This is a genomic window from Cryobacterium sp. LW097 (genome assembly GCF_002205495.2).
In the GTDB taxonomy this organism is placed as follows: Bacteria; Actinomycetota; Actinomycetes; order Actinomycetales; family Microbacteriaceae; genus Cryobacterium; species Cryobacterium zongtaii.
In genome coordinates this window covers 2,155,759-2,170,418 of sequence record NZ_CP021992.1, presented here as the reverse complement: position 1 = coordinate 2,170,418, position 14,660 = coordinate 2,155,759, and the positions used below count along the sequence as shown (strand labels likewise).

The 14,660-nt window shown below is 70.5% G+C and carries 15 protein-coding genes and 1 riboswitch; of the genes, 14 read left to right on the top strand and 1 reads right to left on the bottom strand.

Annotated elements, in window-relative coordinates; translation table 11 throughout:
- The first annotated feature begins 30 nt into the window (after positions 1-30).
- The 8 genes from B7495_RS10040 (at position 31) to B7495_RS10005 (ending at position 7,864) form a co-directional block, all read left to right on the top strand.
- Positions 31-1,035, top strand: a complete 1,005-nt coding sequence (locus tag B7495_RS10040; RefSeq protein ID WP_088456441.1) for an NAD-dependent epimerase/dehydratase family protein — start codon at positions 31-33, stop codon at positions 1,033-1,035.
- Positions 1,036-1,102: 67 nt separating this feature from the next.
- Positions 1,103-1,333, top strand: a complete 231-nt coding sequence (locus B7495_RS10035) for a hypothetical protein (protein ID WP_088456440.1) — start codon at positions 1,103-1,105, stop codon at positions 1,331-1,333.
- 245 nt (positions 1,334-1,578) lie between these two features.
- Complete coding sequence (locus tag B7495_RS10030; RefSeq protein ID WP_088456439.1) at positions 1,579-3,027, top strand: alpha/beta hydrolase; 1,449 nt, start codon at positions 1,579-1,581, stop codon at positions 3,025-3,027.
- Positions 3,028-3,063: 36 nt separating this feature from the next.
- Complete coding sequence (gene gatC, locus B7495_RS10025) at positions 3,064-3,360, top strand: Asp-tRNA(Asn)/Glu-tRNA(Gln) amidotransferase subunit GatC (protein WP_088456438.1); 297 nt, start codon at positions 3,064-3,066, stop codon at positions 3,358-3,360.
- 4 nt (positions 3,361-3,364) lie between these two features.
- Positions 3,365-4,912: an Asp-tRNA(Asn)/Glu-tRNA(Gln) amidotransferase subunit GatA gene (gene gatA / locus B7495_RS10020; RefSeq protein ID WP_088456437.1), complete on the top strand. Its 1,548-nt coding sequence runs from the start codon at positions 3,365-3,367 to the stop codon at positions 4,910-4,912.
- Entirely contained in the window at positions 4,912-6,447 is a 1,536-nt protein-coding gene (gene gatB / locus B7495_RS10015; RefSeq protein WP_088456436.1) for an Asp-tRNA(Asn)/Glu-tRNA(Gln) amidotransferase subunit GatB, read from the top strand. The genes gatA and gatB overlap by 1 nt, the downstream gene beginning before the upstream one ends.
- Entirely contained in the window at positions 6,447-6,758 is a 312-nt protein-coding gene (locus B7495_RS10010; RefSeq protein WP_088456435.1) for a hypothetical protein, read from the top strand. Before gatB ends, B7495_RS10010 begins: the two co-directional genes overlap by 1 nt.
- Positions 6,755-7,864 (top strand): VIT1/CCC1 transporter family protein, encoded by a 1,110-nt coding sequence (locus B7495_RS10005; protein WP_198414989.1) that lies wholly within the window; start codon positions 6,755-6,757, stop codon positions 7,862-7,864. Before B7495_RS10010 ends, B7495_RS10005 begins: the two co-directional genes overlap by 4 nt.
- A 114-nt stretch (positions 7,865-7,978) precedes the next feature.
- On the opposite strand, the gene B7495_RS10000 is transcribed toward B7495_RS10005, so the two are convergent.
- Positions 7,979-8,569, bottom strand: coding sequence for a TIGR03086 family metal-binding protein (locus tag B7495_RS10000; protein ID WP_240632192.1), 591 nt, complete (start codon positions 8,567-8,569; stop codon positions 7,979-7,981).
- Positions 8,570-8,798: 229 nt separating this feature from the next.
- On the opposite strand from B7495_RS10000, the gene B7495_RS09995 reads away from it, so the two are divergent.
- The 6 genes from B7495_RS09995 to B7495_RS09970 all read left to right on the top strand — a co-directional run bounded on the left by B7495_RS09995 (position 8,799) and on the right by B7495_RS09970 (position 14,658).
- The gene (locus B7495_RS09995) at positions 8,799-9,833 is read left to right on the top strand and encodes an LLM class flavin-dependent oxidoreductase (RefSeq protein WP_088456433.1); all 1,035 of its coding nucleotides are present in this window, start codon (positions 8,799-8,801) and stop codon (positions 9,831-9,833) included.
- A 28-nt stretch (positions 9,834-9,861) separates the two neighbouring features.
- The gene (locus B7495_RS09990) at positions 9,862-10,479 is read left to right on the top strand and encodes a hypothetical protein (protein WP_088456432.1); all 618 of its coding nucleotides are present in this window, start codon (positions 9,862-9,864) and stop codon (positions 10,477-10,479) included.
- A gap of 84 nt (positions 10,480-10,563) precedes the next feature.
- Positions 10,564-11,847: a DNA polymerase IV gene (gene dinB / locus B7495_RS09985; protein WP_088456431.1), complete on the top strand. Its 1,284-nt coding sequence runs from the start codon at positions 10,564-10,566 to the stop codon at positions 11,845-11,847.
- Positions 11,848-11,856: 9 nt separating this feature from the next.
- The gene (locus B7495_RS09980; RefSeq protein WP_088456430.1) at positions 11,857-12,183 is read left to right on the top strand and encodes a hypothetical protein; all 327 of its coding nucleotides are present in this window, start codon (positions 11,857-11,859) and stop codon (positions 12,181-12,183) included.
- Between the two features lie 82 nt (positions 12,184-12,265).
- Positions 12,266-12,376: riboswitch (TPP riboswitch) on the top strand.
- 31 nt (positions 12,377-12,407) lie between these two features.
- Positions 12,408-13,085, top strand: a complete 678-nt coding sequence (locus tag B7495_RS09975; protein ID WP_088456429.1) for an ECF transporter S component — start codon at positions 12,408-12,410, stop codon at positions 13,083-13,085.
- A gap of 10 nt (positions 13,086-13,095) precedes the next feature.
- Positions 13,096-14,658, top strand: coding sequence for an ABC transporter ATP-binding protein (locus B7495_RS09970; protein WP_088456428.1), 1,563 nt, complete (start codon positions 13,096-13,098; stop codon positions 14,656-14,658).
- Positions 14,659-14,660: the final 2 nt, after the last annotated feature.

Below are 14,660 nucleotides of genomic sequence, written 5' to 3'. Positions count from 1 at the left end.
GGGGGAGCGCTGGTTGGGTTAGCTGGCCGCATGCGATTCCTCATTCTCGGCGGAACGGCCTGGCTCGGCAGCACCATCGCGACGGCCGCGATGCACCACGGTCACAAGGTCACCTGCCTGGCCAGGGGCGAATCCGGGAACGCCCCGGCCGGCATCCGCTTCGTGCGGGGCGACCGCGACCAGGCCGGGGCGTACGCGGAGGTGGCGGCCGAAGACTGGGATGTGGTCGTGGATGTGTCGCGGCAGCCCGGGCAGGTCGCCTCGGCCGTGGCGGCGCTGGGCGACCGGGCCGCCGCGTACACCTTCGTATCGTCGGGAAACGTCTACGCCGACACCGCCGTGCCGGGCCAGGACGAGAGCGCTGAGCGTGTCGGTGCGCAGAGCGGTGACGTGATGGAGTCGATGGAGACCTACGGCGAGGCGAAGGTCGCCTGCGAGGACCGGCTCCTTGCGGGGTTCGGCGCCGACAGGTCGCTCATCGTGCGGTCGGGTCTGATCGGCGGACCCGGCGACGTCTCCGACCGCAGCGGGTACTGGCCACTGCGGTTCAGGGAGCCCGCCGGTGCCGACGGGAGTGTGCTCGTGCCCGACGTTCCGGGGCTGCTGGTTCAGGTGATCGACGTGCGCGACCTGGCGGAATGGATCGTCGACGCCGCCGAGGACCGCACAGCCGGGGTGTTCAACGCGACGGGGGAGACCGTGGCGCTGGCCGAACACCTGGCCGTGGCGAGGAGCGTGGCCGGACACACCGGCCCGGTCGTGGGCGCGGATGCCCGATGGCTACTGGATCACGAGGTCGGGCCGTGGTCGGGGCCACGGTCCCTGCCGCTGTGGTTGCCCCTGCCGGACTACGCCGGGTTCAATGCCCGAGACAGCGGTGCCGCCCGCGCCGCCGGACTGGTCACTCGCCCGCTCGCCGAGACCCTCGCTGACACGCTGCGCTGGGAGCGCCTCAGGGTGCCGCAGGGCCCGCGCCGGGCGGGACTGTCCGACGCCGACGAGGTGGCCCTGCTCGCCGCCCGCGCCGCCGGCTGATGCCCCCGCGCCCGCCCGGCCGCCCGCACCAGGCGGCCGGAACCGGCGCCGGCACTAAGCTGCGGCCATGACCCCCATCAAGGATGATGACCGTCCGACCGAGGAACCCACGGTGCCTGAGCTCCTCCAGCCCGGCGAGCCACCGTTCCAGGCGCTGTTCCCGAACCTGGACCGGGTGTCCCGATCCTCCTGGCGCAAGGGAACCGTCAGCCGCCGACGGATCGGCCGCGCGACGGGGCTGCTGATCGGTGTGATCGTGGTCATCGGGACGTTGGTGGTGGGCAGCGTCATCCTCTGAGCCCCTCCAGTCTGCTGCGCCGCCGAGGCGCTCTGAGCCCCGAAAATTCACCTCACCGTGACCGGATGTTCCCCCGCCGGAAACCCGCCCGAAACGCAGCCGCCGAATTGCGCCAAAAAGTGTCCGATCGCCCTGAACGAGGGGCAGTGGCAGCGCCCGCGGCTCGATAAGCTGAGAGCGCATGACTTGCCAGGGGCGTCGAGTCTGTTTGCTGTTCATTCGTTCGGGAGGGGACGGGACGCGTCGTGCTATTCGAGGCCGCTGCACTGCTGACTGCCTCGCTCGCCCTCGTCGGGGTGGGCGGGCCCGTCCTGATGCCCGAATCCTCGCAGGTCAGCGTCTACGAGACCGTTTCGGCCCGGGTCGCGGACCGTCAGAGCGATGCGGGCGCCTCGCAGGCCTCGGCTGAGCTCGAGGTGCAGTCGGCCGCTGCCATCGACATCGACGTGGCCTCCCTCCGCACCATGACGGGGTCGAATCTGCTCGTCGGTATGTCCCAGCTCGCCGTCGCGGAGTTGAGGAGCTTCGTGGCCGATTACCCCACCCGCGTCGACTCGGTGCTGGCGACTCCGCCCGAAGCCACGGTGGTGTCGGCCTGGTGGACGCTGCTCGACTCCACCCAGCGGGCCACCCTCACCACGGCGACCCCGCGGCTGGTCGGCAACCTCGACGGCGTGCCGCTGGCGCAGCGCAGTCGCGCGAACGAGCGATACCTCAGTGAATCCCTCGCCGAGGCCAAGCGGGTCCTCGCCGGCCACTCGTCAGATGCCGAACGCTCCCTGGCCAGCGGCCGGGTTGCCGTGCTCAGCCAGGTCCAACTGGCCCTGAAACCCAGCGACGGCGGGCCCAAACGCAGCCTGATCCTGCTCGACCCCAACGGGTCGGGGCGGGCGGCGATCGCCCTGGGCAACCCGGACACCGCCGACTACATCGGCTACCTGGTACCGGGAATGAACTACCGGGTCGAGCCCGCGATGGTCAACTGGACCACCGTGGCCGACGACGTCTACCGCGAGCAGCGTGCGGTCCTGGCCGCACGCAAGAAGGCGCCGGCCGCCACCACAACCGCACCCGGCACAGCGTCCGTCACCCCGGCATCCGCCACCGGCAGCCGGCTTGTCTCGGGGTACCCGGATGCCGCGGCGACCACAGCGAAGACCGTGGCCACGATCGCCTGGATCGGCTACGAGGCGCCCGACGTGTTCTCCGTCGGCTGGCGTGACCGTGCGGTGGCCGGCGCCGCCTTCCTCGAGACCTCGTGGGCCGGCGTGCGCGCCAGCAGGGGAGCGGACCAGCCCTTCATCTCGGTGTTCGCGCATTCCTATGGTTCGACCGTCTCGCTCATGGCGCTGGCCAACGGCTCCGTGCAGGTGGACGCCCTCGTCGTGGTCGGTTCACCGGGTAGCGAAATCCAGTCCGCCGACAAGCTCGAGGTCGCCAACGGGAACGTCTTCGTCGGCAAGGCGGACTGGGACCCGGCGGTCAGCTCGGCGTTCTTCGGCAGCGATCCCGGCGCCTCCTCGTACGGTGCCAGGGCACTCGGCGTGGACGGGGCGACCGACACCGTCACCGGCGCCTGGCTCGGCGGATCCCTCGGCCACAACGACTATTTCAGGCCCGGAAGCGAGTCCCTGCACAACATGGCGCTGATCGGCACCGACAACGCGGACCTGGCAACCGACGACGACGAATAGAATTGGAGCTTCCGCTTCGATTTTCTTGGGAGTTTCATGTCTGAAATCACGGCCGAGCAGGTTGCGCATCTGGCCAACCTCGCCCGGATCGACCTCAGCTCGGCAGAAATCGATCGCCTCACGGTCGAACTCGGCCAGATCGTCGACTCTGTCGCCAGGGTCGCCGAGGTCGCGACGCCCGACGTCCCGGCGACCAGCCACCCGATGCCGCTGACGAATGTGTTCCGTGACGACGTCGTCGTGCCGTCGCTCACCGTCGACCAGGCCCTGTCCGGCGCCCCCGACCGTGCCGGCGACAAATTCCGCGTGCCCGCCATCCTGGACGAGGAGTAACAACGTGACCAGTCTTATCAACCAGACCGCCGCCGCCCTGGCCGGTCTGCTCGCCGACGGCTCGGTCAGCTCCGTCGACGTCACGCGCGCCCACCTCGACCACATCGACGCCGTCGAGCCCGATGTGCACGCGTTCCTGCACGTGGCCCGCGACGCCGCCCTGGCCACCGCCGCGAGGGTCGACGCCCGTCGCGCCGCTGGCGAGAAGCTCGGCCCGCTGGCCGGCGTTCCGATCGCCATCAAGGACGTGCTCGCCACGCACGACATGCCCACCACCTCCGGGTCGAAGATCCTTCAGGGGTGGATCCCGCCGTACGACGCCACCGTGGTTCGGCGCATCCGCGACGCCGACCTCATCCCGCTGGGCAAGACCAACATGGACGAGTTCGCGATGGGCTCCTCCACCGAACACTCCGCCTACGGCCCCACCCACAACCCGTGGGACCTTGACCGCATCCCCGGCGGCTCCGGCGGTGGCTCCGCGGCCGCCGTCGCCGCGTTCGAGGCACCGTTGGCGCTCGGCAGCGACACCGGCGGATCCATCCGTCAGCCCGCCGCCGTCACCGGTTCCGTCGGCGTCAAGCCCACCTACGGCGGCGTGTCCCGCTACGGCGCGATCGCACTGGCCTCCTCGCTCGACCAGGTCGGCCCGGTCACCCGCACGGTGCTCGACGCCGCGCTGCTGCACGATGTGATCGGCGGGCACGACCCGCTCGACTCGACATCGCTGACGGATGCGTGGCCGTCGATGGCCGCCGCGGCCCAGGCCGGGCTGGCCGACGGTGCCCTCAAGGGGGTGCGGATCGGCGTGATCAAGGAACTCAACGGAGCGGGTTTCCAGGCCGGTGTCAAGCAGCGTTTCGAGGAGACCCTGGCCCTGCTGTCCGCGGCCGGCGCCATCGTCAGCGAGGTGAGCGCCCCGAACTTCGAGTACGCGGTCTCCGCCTACTACCTGATCCTGCCCGCCGAAGCCTCCAGCAACCTGGCCCGCTTCGACTCGGTGCGCTTCGGCATCCGGGTCAACCCGGAGGACGGCCCGCTCACCAGCGAGCGCGTCATGGCCGCCACCCGCGACGCCGGCTTCGGCGACGAGGTCAAACGCCGCATCATCCTGGGCACCTACGCCCTCAGCGCCGGCTACTACGACGCTTACTACGGCAGCGCCCAGAAGGTGCGCACGCTGATCCAGCGCGACTTCGCCGCCGCGTTCGACAAGGTCGACCTGCTCGTCTCTCCCACGGCGCCGACCACGGCGTTCAAGTTCGGCGAGAAGACCGAAGACCCGATGGCGATGTACCTCAACGACATCACCACCATCCCGGCCAACCTCGCCGGCATCCCCGGCATGAGCCTGCCGATGGGCCTCGCGCCCGAAGACGGCCTCCCGGTGGGTCTGCAGGTGATGGCGCCCGCCCGCGCGGATGCCCGTCTGTACACCTTCGGTGCCGCCGTCGAGCAGCTGCTCGAGGCACACTGGGGGCACACCCTGCTCAGCCAGGCACCCGCTCTGGCCAACATCGAAATGTTCGCAACCGAAGGGGGAGCCGTCTGATGGCGAAAGCCGAATTGATGGACTACGACAAGGCCCTCGAGCTGTTCGAGCCGGTGCTCGGCTTCGAGGTGCACGTCGAACTCAACACCAAGACCAAGATGTTCTGCGGCTGCGCCAACGAATTCGGTTCCGGTGCCAACACCAACACCTGCCCCACCTGCCTGGGCCTGCCCGGCGGGCTGCCGCAGGTGAACCGCCAGGCCATCGAGTCCTCCATCCGCCTGGGCCTGGCCCTGGGCTGCGAGATCGCCGAAACCAGCCGGTTCGCCCGCAAGAACTACTTCTACCCCGACACCGCCAAGAACTTCCAGACCTCCCAGTACGACGAGCCGATCGCCTTCAACGGCCAGCTCACCATCGAGCTGGAGAGCGGCCGCCAGGTGACCGTGGACATCGAGCGCGCGCACATGGAGGACGATGCAGGCAAGCTCACCCACATGGGTGGCGCGGCAGGACGCATCCAGGGCGCCGACTATTCACTGGTCGACTACAACCGCGGCGGCGTGCCACTGGTGGAGATCGTCACCCAGATGATCGAGGGTGGCGAAGCCGACTCGCCCGAGATCGGCAAGACCTACGTCGCCGCCATCCGCGAGATCGTCAAGGCGCTCGGCGTCTCGAACGCCCGGATGGAAGAGGGTAACGTGCGCTGCGACGCGAATGTGTCCCTGCGCCCGCGCGGCTCGAACATCCTGGGCACCCGCACCGAGACCAAGAACGTCAACTCACTGCGCAGCGTCGAACGCGCCGTGCGCTACGAGATCCAGCGCCAGGCCGCGCTGCTGCACGCCGGCGGCACCATCACCCAGGAGACCCGGCACTGGCACGAGGACACCGGGGTGACCTCCGCCGGCCGGCCCAAGAGCGACGCGGACGACTACAGGTACTTCCCCGAGCCCGACCTGGTGCCCGTCGCCCCGTCGCGTGCCTGGGTCGAAGAGTTGCGCGCCACGCTGCCCGAGCCCCCCGCGGCCCGCCGCAAGCGGCTGCAGGCGGACTGGGGTTTTGTGAACCTCGAGTTCCAGGATGTGGTGAACTCCGACCTCCTCGACGTTCTGGAGGCCACCATCGCCGCCGGCGCGCCCGCTCAGTCCGCCCGCAAGTGGTGGACCGGCGAGATTGCCCGTCTGGCCAACGCCGCCGGCGTGACTGCCGAGAGCCTCGTGACCCCGGCCCAGGTGGCCGCGCTGATCGAGCTGATCACCGACGGCACCCTCACCGACCGCCTGGCCCGCCAGGTGCTCGAGGGCGTCATCGCCGGCGAGGGCACCCCCAGCGAGGTCGTCGCCAGCCGTGGACTGGCCGTCGTCAGCGACGACGGGCCGCTGATTGCGGCCATCGACGAGGCCCTCGCCGGGCAGCCCGACGTGCTCGCGAAGATCCGCGACGGCAAGGTGCAGGCCGCCGGCGCCGTCATCGGCGCGGTCATGAAGGCCATGCGCGGCCAGGCGGATGCCGCCAGGGTGCGCGAACTGGTGCTCGAACGCGCCGGCAGCGCTCCGGTGGAGTCTGCACCTTCGGAGTCGGTGGAGTAATGGCGCTCTGGAGCCGCCGGCCCGCGGACGCCCCGTCAGCCGACGGGGCGGCCGCGGTGTTCGGCGTCGGCATGCAGGTGGTGGTGCGGCTTGACCGCAGCCGCTACCCCGACTCGATGGTGGAAGACCCGATCGGGGTCATCACCGCGCCAGGCGAGCTCGTCGGCTCGGCGCTTTATGCACCCGTCGTGGGCAAGGAAGCGGTGTGGGTGGTGCACTTCGAGGAACCGTTCTACGGTCTCGACGGCACCGGCCCCCACGAGTCGGCCCGGGTGTCGCAGGGTTCGCTCGAGGCAGCTCCGGAGTCGTGATCGCCGTGGCCGACCTCAACCAGCCCGCCGAGGCCGACATCCGTCGGTGGCGGCGGTATCTGGCCGATGAACAGGCCGAGGCCGCCGTCTACCGTGATCTGGCCGGTCGGCGTTCCGGCGAGGAACGCGACATCCTCCTGGCCCTCGCCGAGGCAGAGGGCCGGCACGAAGCGCACTGGCGCCACCTGCTCGGCGAGCGGGTTGGAGCGCCCCGGAAGGGTGCGCTGCGCACCCGGGTGCTTGGCCTGCTGGCCCGCAGGTTCGGTTCCGTCTTCGTGCTCGCGCTCGCCCAACGCGCCGAGGCACGGTCGCCCTACGACGGGGACGCCGATGCCACCAGCGCCATGGCCGCAGACGAGCGTATCCACGAGGAAGTCGTTCGAGGCCTGGCCGCCCGCGGCCGCCAGCGGCTGTCAGGCACCTTCAGGGCCGCGGTCTTCGGCGTCAACGACGGTCTGGTGAGCAACCTCGCCCTGGTGCTGGGCATCGGGGCGACCGGGGTGCCCACCGCCACCATCCTCTTCACCGGCATCGCCGGCCTGCTGGCCGGAGCCCTGTCGATGGGTGCGGGGGAGTACGTGTCGGTGCGTTCCCAACGCGAGCTTCTCGAGGCATCCACCCCGAACCCGGCCACGCGCAGCGTGCTCTCACACCTGGACGAGGCCGCCAACGAACTGACCCTCGTGTACCGTGCCCAGGGCATGACGCCCGAAGACGCCGAGGTACACGCCCGTGAGGTGCTGCGCACCGTGGCGGTCGCCACCGGTGCGCTCGACGTGAGCCGGCTCGACGGCTCCACCGCCGCACTTGTCGACGAGCACGAAGCCATCGGCACCGGCATGGGCGCCGCGATCTCCAGCTTCTGCTTCTTCGCCTCCGGGGCCCTGCTGCCGGTGCTGCCGTACCTGTTCGGCATGCAGGGCGTCGCTGCGATCATCGTCGCCGCGGTCCTCGTGGGCCTCGCGCTGCTGGCCACCGGCGCAGTCGTCGGACTGCTCTCCGGCGGTCCGCCGCTGAAGCGTGCGCTGCGTCAGCTTGTGATCGGCTTCGGAGCCGCCGGGGTCACCTACCTGCTCGGACTGCTCTTCGGCACCACCGTCGCCTAGCGCCCGGCCTAGCGCCGCAACTGTTGCCGGTGCGGACAAATGGTCCCGGTGTGCCGGGCGCACTTGTCCGAACGAGCAACAGTTGATCGGCGCGGGCGGACGCGGCGGCGGCGGTCAGCGGCGGTCGTCGCGGCCGGTGAGGGCCAGCAGCCGGGACTGCAGCGGAGCGTCCTCGGGCATCGGCACCGGGGAATCGAACAGGCCACTGGCCTCCAGCGCATCCCGCTGCGGCTCGAACACCGTCCAGACCGCCTCGATCAGAGCCGGGTCCAGGGTCTCGTCGGCCGCCGTCGCCCTGGCCAGGTCCCAGGAGTGAATCGTCACGTCGGAGACCTGCTCGCGCAGGTAGTCCAGCACCGTGACGGTGTCGTAGGAGAGTTGCACCGACGCATCCGCAGACGCCGCCTGCCACGCCGCGGTGGCCAGTGAGGAGTGCGTGTGCCATTCGGCAACGAGGTCGTCCCCGAGCGGGTCGACGCGGCGCCGGGCCTGGTCCAGGGTCAGCCCGGCCAGCAGCGGCGGGATCCACTGCTGCTCCCGAACGACGTGGCGCACCAGATCACCGACGGTCCACTCCTTGTCGGGCGTCGGAGCGTTCCAATCGTCCACGGCTGCGATGCGCCGGCCGAATTCACGGTGCGCCTGTTTCTGCAGGGTGTACCAGTCGATCGACGGAGCTGCGCTGGCGGAGGTGGTGTCAAGCACAGTTTTTTCGGACAGAGTCTTTTCAAGCACAGTGGGCTCACTTCGTTGATTGTCGTGCGGCATCCGCCCAGAGGGGAAAGTCCGTGCTGGGTGCAACGACGCTCGGCCCGCGGGCATTCCGGGTCCGCCGGAAATCTCCCCGTCAGTGCGAGAAGTTCCGCCGTAGAAGCTAGGTTCGACAGAGAACACCGCCGGGCTCTGTCCTCGGCCCTACCGCGACGAGGTCCACATGCCAGCTTCCAGTGCCCCGGGTTCCATCGCCGTCATGCTGCCGCGAGACCTGCCCGCAGCGCAGTTCGTGGCTTACGCGCGCCGCGCCGAGGAACTGGGTTTCACCGAGATCTGGGTGGTGGAGGACTGCTTCTTCCGCGGGGGCATCGCCCAGGCCGCCGTGGTGCTCGCCGCCACCACGACCATAGTTGTGGGAATCGGGATCCTGCCCGCCGCAGCCCGGAACCCCGGCTTCGCGACCCTCGAGATCGCCACCCTCGCCGAACTTTTCCCGGGTCGACTGCAGGTGGGCGTCGGGCATGGCATGCCCGTCTGGATGCGGCAGACCGGCAGCTGGCCGACCAGCCCCCTGGCCATGCTCGCCGAGAACATCGACCTCATGCGTGCCCTGCTGCGCGGGGCCTCCATCACGACAGCCGGCCGCTACGTCCAGGCGGATGCCGTGGCCTTGGCCGGTCCGCCGTCCACGGTGCCGCCGATCCTGGCGGGCGTGCGCGGACCGAAGTCCTTGCACCTGGCCGGCGCTTGCGCCGACGGGGTGGTGCTGGCCGAGCCCGTCACCCCCGAATACCTCGCTGCCGCGATCGGTGCCCTCGATGCCGGCCGCGACGCTCCGCCGGAGGGCTTCGGGTTCCCCGGCCTCCGCCCCCCGTCGGCTGCCCGTCACGTGGTGGCCTACAACGCGGCCGCCGTCGACGAGGACCCCGCCGTGGCCCGCAACCTGGTGCGCCCGGCTCTTGAGTGGATCGGCGACCCCGATTGGGCCCCGCACATCACGGTGCTGCCCTTCGCGAAGGAGTTCGCCGCCCTGCGCTCGGCCAGCGCCAGCCGGGCTGACTTCGCGGCAGCGATGCCCGAGAGCTGGGTCGATCAGCTCGCGGTGGTCGGCACCGCCGCATCCGCTCGCCGCCGCATCGATGAGCTGCACACCGCCGGAGCCACGAGCGTTGTCCTCATCCCGGCCGGTCCCGACCCTGTGAAAGCGCTGGAGTCGCTGGCCACGGTCCTGTCGGTCCGGGCTGGTGCCGCCTAGGCTGACACCAAAGCGAAGGAGCAGACTCATGGGATTCCTCGATCGCCTCCTGGGCCGACCCGAACAACCGGAGCCGACCCGCACCGCGCCGGCCCCGCAGCGCACCGACGACGAGATCGCCGTGGAACGCTACAGGTACCTCTTGCGCACCGCACCGCCGGAGACCATTGAACAAGTGCACACCGAAGCGTTCAGCAAGCTCACCGACGAGCAGCGCGACCTGCTCTTCCAGCAGCTGACCGAGAACGCGATGGAGGGTGAGCGCCCGGCGAACGCCGAACCGGCCACCCTGGCCAAGTCCGCCACCCGGGCCGAACTCCGCCAGCCGGGCACCCTGGACCGGGTCTTCGGCGGCGACCAGGCCGGCGGCCGGCAGGGCCCCGGCTTCGGCAGCATGCTCGGCGCTTCCCTGCTCGGTACCGTGGCCGGCTACGTTGTCGGCTCGGCGCTGGTGGGCGCGTTCCTGCCCGATATGGGCGGCGAGGCGGATGCGGCCGGTGACGCCGGCACCGACTCGGGCGCCGAGACCACGGCGGACTCAGGCGATTCCGGCGGCGATTTCGGTGGTGACTCCGGCGGCGGTTTCGGTGGCGACTCCGGCGGATTCGGCGATTTCGGCGGCGGTGGAGATTTCGGCGGTTTCTAGCTCGATGCCGACCCCTCCTGCCTGTACTCTCGAAGGTAGCTTCGAGTTGGTTCCGGCCGGAGCGGCAGAAGGGTGTGGTGCGGCGTGAGCAGGCAGGATGGCAGCGACCGGCAGACCACCGGCGCCGATGTCGACGACACGACCGCCACCATGCTGCACATAGACATGGATGCGTTCTTCGCGTCCGTCGAGTTGCTCGACCACCCCGAACTCGTGCACCTCCCCGTCGTCATCGGCCACCGCTCCGGTCGGTCCGTGGTGACAGCGGCCAATTACGTCGCCCGCAAGTACGGGGTCAACTCGGCTATGCCGATGGCCATCGCCCTGCGCCGCTGCCCGGCCGCCATCGTGCTCGAGCCGCACATGGGCCGGTACGTGGAGGTGTCCCGCCAGGTGATGGGCATTTTCACCGACATGACGCCGATGGTCGAGCCGCTCAGCATCGACGAGGCGTTCCTGGATGTCGCGGGCGCCCGGCGTGTGCACGGTTCACCCGCCGAGATCGGGCGGAAGATCCGCGCCCGTGTGTTCGCCGAGACCGGACTCACCTGCTCGGTCGGCGCCGCGTCGACTAAATTCGTGGCCAAGCTGGCCTCCGGACGGGCCAAGCCCGACGGGCTGCTGGTGATCCCCGCGGAGGACACCATCGCTTTCCTGCATCCGCTGCCCGTCGGCGCCCTCTGGGGGGTGGGCGCCAGCACCGAACAGGCGCTGCTCGGGCTCGGGCTGCGGCACGTGAGCGATATCGCGCACGCCCCCCTCGAGATGCTGCAGCGTGCCGTCGGCGTCGCCAGCGCGCACAAACTGCACGATCTGTCCTGGGGCATCGACCCGCGCACGATCAACCTCGAACGCGAGGAGAAAAGCGTCGGCCACGAGGTGACCTTCGAACATGACGTCACCGATGTCGCCCGGTTGCGCAGCGAACTCCTGCGCCAAGCGGATGCGGTGGCCGCCAAGCTGCGCGGCAACGGCCTCGTCGCACGGACTGTGGTGCTCAAGCTCCGCTACGCCGACTTCAGCACGGTGACCCGGTCGCGCACCCTGGCCGAGCCCACCAACGTGGGCCGGCGGATATACGAGGAGGTCACCGCGAGCTTCGACGTGCTCGCGGCCCGCGGCATCCGGGTGCGCCTGATCGGAGTGCGGGCCGAGCAACTCGGCTCCGGCGATGGTGCCGGCATGGGCCTGTGGGACGATGACGACGACTGGCGGGAAGCCGAACTGGCCGTGGACACCGTCACCGCCCGGTTCGGCCGGGGGATCGTGCGGCCGGCCTCGCAGCTGGGCGGCGGAAGTGCTCCGAAGCGTGATGTCCATCCGTTCGGAACACCGAACGCCGGGACGCCGCAGGGAGAGGGGGAGTAGCCTCTCACCATGACTAATCTCGCCTTGAAGCTCGCAGAAAACGCTCGATCCATCGGCGTCAGGTCGGCCTACGGAGACCCCGTGCAGATCGAGGGCGTCACGATCGTTCCGGTGGCCCTGGTGCAGTACGGCTTCGGCGGTGGCGGCGAAGGTGACGAGTCCGCGGCGGCCGGCGGTGGCGGCGGTGGCATGGCCATCCCGATCGGCGCTTACGTTAAGTCCGGCGGAGCGGCCCGCTTCGAACCGAATGTGATTTCGCTGCTGGCCGTCGGCATCCCCTTCGTCTGGGTCGCCGGCAAGGCCATCGCGCGCATCATCCGCGCGCTCAAGCGCTAGCACTAGCAGCGAGATCCTCGCGCGCAGAAATTGTCGCGCGACGCCTTGCATTGCCCGGATGCGCCCGGGGAGTTCTATACTCGAAGCTGAACACGGGAGTCCGGTGAACCGGGCTGAGAGGAAGCTACTTCAGCTTCGACCGTCGAACCTGATCTGGATCATGCCAGCGCAGGGAGGCTTCTCAATCCCGTGCCCAGTATTCCTCTACGGAAAGGGCACGTACAGTGCACGCGTCAATCAACACCCAGCCTTCCAGGACTTCGTCCGCCACCTCTCCCTCCACGTCGCGGAAACCGCGGGTGCTGAAATGGCGGGTCGTCGACATCGTCGTGGCCAGCGTCATCGGCGTCGCCAGCGGCGTGATCTTCTGGGCATGGGGCCTGGCCTGGTCGCCGCTGAGCGCCCTCCTGGCCTTCACCCCCGGGCTCGAAGGACTCCTGGCCGGCGGCTGGCTGTTCGCCGGGGTGCTCGGCGGACTCATCATCCGCAAGCCCGGTGCGGCCGTCTACACCGAGGTCGTCGCCGCCGTCGTCTCGATGCTCATCGGCACCCAGTGGGGCTTCTCCACCCTGATCTGGGGTGTCGTCGAGGGGCTGGGCGCGGAGATCGTGCTGGCCCTGTTCTTGTACGCCAACTGGCGCCTGGGCGTGGCCCTCCTGGCCGGCGCCGGCGCGGGCATCGCCGTTGGTCTGCTCGACACCACCTTCACCAGCTACGCGGCCCTCGACATCGGCCCCAAGATCGTCTACCTGGTTTCCGCCGTCGTCTCCGGTACCGTGCTCGCCGGGCTGCTGTCCTGGCTGGCGGTGCGCGGACTCGCCCGCACCGGCGCGCTGAGCCGGTTCGCCGCCGGCCGCGAATCGGGCCCGACCGACCGGGTCGACACCCAGCCTGCCCGGTGACCCGCACCGGATGCCCGCTCCGCGTCGCCGAGGCCCGGCCGTGACCGGCGCCAGGGTCACGGCCTCCGGCTGGGGCTGGCGGCACGCCGGCCGGTCCCGCCCCGCGGTCTCCGGGCTCGATCTCGACATCCGCCCGGGGGAGCGGGTGCTCGTGCTCGGACCCAGCGGAGCCGGCAAGAGCACGCTGATGCACGCCCTCGCCGGTGTGCTCGGCGATGACGAGGACGGCGACGAGACCGGCGAACTCCTCATCGACGGCCGCCGCCCCAGCGCGTCCCGCGGCCGGGTGGGCCTCGTGCTGCAGGACCCGGACTCGCAGGTCGTGCTCGCGAGGGTGGGCGACGACGTCGCCTTCGGCTGTGAGAACCTCGCCGTTCCGCGCGCCGAAATCTGGCCCCGGGTCGGTCGGGCCCTCGCGGACGTGGGCCTGGACCTGCCTCTGCGGCACCCGACCAGCGCGCTCAGCGGCGGCCAGAAGCAGCGCCTGGCCCTGGCCGGGGTGCTCGCCATGCGCCCGGGCCTGGTGCTGCTGGACGAACCCACCGCCAACCTCGACCCTGACGGTGTCGTCGAGGTGCGCGACGCCGTGCTGCGCTCCGTGGAGGCGTCGGGTGCGACCCTCATCGTGATCGAGCACCGCGTCGCGGTCTGGCAGCACGTCGTGGACCGCATCGTGGTGCTCGACCCGGCCGGCGGCATCCTCGCCGACGGACCCACCGACAGCGTGCTCAGCGCCGAAGGGGAGCGGCTCGCCGCCGCCGGAGTGTGGATACCCAGGTTCCCACCCGCGACGCCCGACCGGCGCCCCCGCTCCGACGGTCCCGGCGCGGAAGTCCTGCTCAGCGCCGATGACCTCGCCGTCGGACGGGTGCCGTTCGCCCGCAAACAGGCCGTCGTCGTCGCACACGGCCTCGACCTCGCCCTGCGCGCCGGCACGGCCACGGCTCTCACCGGACCCAACGGCACCGGCAAGTCGACTTTCGCGCTCACCATGGCCGGGCTTCTGGCCCCCGCGGGCGGGCGGTTGACCGCAACGGATGCCCTCGCCGGGGGACTCGGGCCGGCCCCGCACCGATGGCGCTCCCGCGACCTGCTGGCGCGCATCGGCACCGTCTTCCAGGACCCCGAGCACCAGTTCCTCGCCGGGACCGTGCGTGCCGAGCTCACCATCGGCCCCCGCGCCCTCGGTCTGGCCGGGGCCGAGCAAACTGAGCGAGTGGACGCGCTGCTGCACAGACTGCGGCTGGACCACCTCGCCGACGCCAACCCGTTCACCCTGTCCGGCGGCGAGAAGCGCCGGCTGTCTGTGGCGACGGTGCTGGCGACCCGGCCCCGGCTGCTCGTCCTCGACGAACCCACCTTCGGGCAGGACTCCCGCACCTGGGCCGAGCTGGTGCGCCTCCTCGCCGAACTGCTGGACACCGGCACCGCCGTCCTGGCGGTCACGCACGATGAGCAGTTCGTGGCCGCGCTGGCGGATGCGCGCCTCACCCTGGTGCCGGGAACCGGGCCGGCGAGTGGCCGTAGCGTGACCGCCGGGCTGCGCGCGCCCGCCGGAAGGGAGGCGTCGTGAGC

Bases quoted from the DNA above. Each gene is read 5' to 3' on its own strand.
- B7495_RS10010 (WP_088456435.1), top strand. From the start codon at position 6,447: ATGGCGCTCTGGAGCCGCCGGCCCGCGGACGCCCCGTCAGCCGACGGG.
- gatB (WP_088456436.1), top strand. From the start codon at position 4,912: ATGGCGAAAGCCGAATTGATGGACTACGACAAGGCCCTCGAGCTGTTC.
- B7495_RS09970 (WP_088456428.1), top strand. From the start codon at position 13,096: ATGCCCGCTCCGCGTCGCCGAGGCCCGGCCGTGACCGGCGCCAGGGTC.
- B7495_RS10035 (WP_088456440.1), top strand. From the start codon at position 1,103: ATGACCCCCATCAAGGATGATGACCGTCCGACCGAGGAACCCACGGTG.
- B7495_RS09990 (WP_088456432.1), top strand. From the start codon at position 9,862: ATGGGATTCCTCGATCGCCTCCTGGGCCGACCCGAACAACCGGAGCCG.
- B7495_RS09980 (WP_088456430.1), top strand. From the start codon at position 11,857: ATGACTAATCTCGCCTTGAAGCTCGCAGAAAACGCTCGATCCATCGGC.
- B7495_RS09995 (WP_088456433.1), top strand. From the start codon at position 8,799: ATGCCAGCTTCCAGTGCCCCGGGTTCCATCGCCGTCATGCTGCCGCGA.
- B7495_RS10040 (WP_088456441.1), top strand. From the start codon at position 31: ATGCGATTCCTCATTCTCGGCGGAACGGCCTGGCTCGGCAGCACCATC.
- gatC (WP_088456438.1), top strand. From the start codon at position 3,064: ATGTCTGAAATCACGGCCGAGCAGGTTGCGCATCTGGCCAACCTCGCC.